Source organism: Okeania sp., from assembly GCF_983059655.1.
The window spans coordinates 1-2082 of the sequence record NZ_CEZPJD010000528.1; the positions used below are offsets into that span (position 1 = coordinate 1).

At 34.9% G+C, this 2082-nt stretch carries 1 protein-coding gene; it reads right to left on the reverse strand.

What is annotated here, in order from left to right:
* Window positions 1–97: 97 nt before the first annotated feature.
* Window positions 98–2082 (reverse strand): glycosyltransferase family 61 protein (locus AC3DU7_RS23460; protein ID WP_488041712.1); only part of this gene is annotated, 1985 nt, incomplete at its 5' end.

Here is a 2082-nt window from a genome sequence, read left to right on the forward strand (position 1 = left end):
CACTCCCCTACTCCCCAAACTCTAATTAAACCTCTATTTAATCTCCCCCACTCCCTCACTCCCCCACTCCCCTACTTCCCAAAACCTCCAACCTTTTTCAGATAATACCTACAGCTTTAAGCATTAAATTGAGTGACCCTAAGTTCACCAAAATATCTTCTACAAGGGAACTTTCATACATTAAATTTCTAATAGGATAACAACTAAATGCTTCACCTACTAAAAAGTAATGCTCGAGTCCTAATAATTGGCTAATATGCCAATAGTAGTATCTGAGATAGTTGGGCGAGAAAAGTTCAATAACTTTAGTCTCTGGATTACAGAATACTATATTTGTGAGACCACTTCCATGAGGAGCAACTATAATTTTCGCATGAGCAAAAGTGGCAATTTGACTTTCTAGGGACATAGACTCTGGAGTAATACAGGTAAAACCAAATTTGCTTAATATCTCTACTACCTCTGGTTCATTCATTACTCGGCGATACCTAGCATTACCCCTACTTATATATATTCTTTCTGGCAACTCTGACTTTTCAATAATTCTTTCTTTGAGAAATACCTCTCTCAAAAATTTTACTCCCCAAGGTTGTAACCATCCTAAATAACTAGAATATGAAGGGACGACTAATTCTTCTGCTTGAATATAGGGATGGCGATCGCTCGCCAGAATTTTCTCTTCGGGAATGCCCAGAATTCTCAAGGTCTCCTGCTGAAAAGGTTGTTGATAGTCATTAACCAGAAACCAATCTATCTCTTCTAAATTTATGCCCCGACGTAATATCTCTATTCTGGGCAATAGGTCCACTACCCAATGAAAATACACATTTCCCGACAGTACTGATAATACCGCTACTTTACCATGAATTTTCTCTAGAGACGGAAGTTCTTCTAAATCAAATATTCGATGTTTACCTGGGTCATGGTTGGTACATCCTGGTAATGGGGATGGATACTCCCTAGACACATCTGCTAATAAATAGTTGTCTGGAGTCATAATGGCGATCGCGTAACATAGTCTCCAGTAATTTTTCTTGGGCATAATCCAAGCTCTTCCTTCTGGTACTATTGTTACGAAATTGGGAGTCTGGGAAATTTTCAGAAAGTGAGAAAAATTAGATGAACTACTTTTTGAGTCTTCTGTCAAGGAGGGTATATCCCCTTTTTTTAGTTGCTTGAGGAAAGAGCTTTTTTTCCCTAAACTCTTATTCAAAACATCCATATCTTGGCTTAACCCACTTCTAGCATTGAGACTATAAACTGCTGGGGCAAGGTATTTGGCTTCAAAATACTGATAAATTTCCGATAAACATTTACCACAATTTAACCCATGACATTCTAAATTTTTCTGCTGATTTTTAGAACTTAATTCCTGAATTGAAGGTTTAGTAATTTTTGCTATATCTTCTGTTGTAGATTTTTCTAATTTTACTTCTATATATCTTGGCGAATAATTTTTACTGTCTAATTGTTCTATCCAATCTTTTGTAGATAAATGCAATCCTTCTAATTTTTGATAAGGCTGAAGATTATTTTTGAATATCTGCGAATCTAATATTACTTTTTCAGATAAAATTTTACTGTAGCAATCTATCGCCTGCTGCCATTTTTGTTGCTTTTCCAGAACTTTTCCCAAATCAAAATAAATACTTATCGTCTCAGAAATTATATTTTCACTTAACAATATTTGGATAGCTAGCCGATAACTAATAATTGCTGGATTTAACCGTTTTTGCTTAACTAAACTCTTCCCTAATAAATAATAAATTTCTGGTGAATTTGGCTGAAGTTGTAAAGCTTTTTGATAAAACATCTCTGCATTAGCATAAGACTCATTTTCCATCAATACATTGCCAAAATGAATATAATATTTGAGCAAATATTGAGATATTTTCTGATACTGCTGCTGAAAACCTTCTGAATAACTATCTAATCTTTGTAGCTCCTTGAGAAAATTCATACCAGCTACTTTTGTCAAATACAACTCATCAGATACTATCTGTTCGGCATTCTCTAAGTTGGCTTCCCATAACTGACAAAAACCATCAACAAATTGATGATTAATAATCGCCTTTTGTAAAT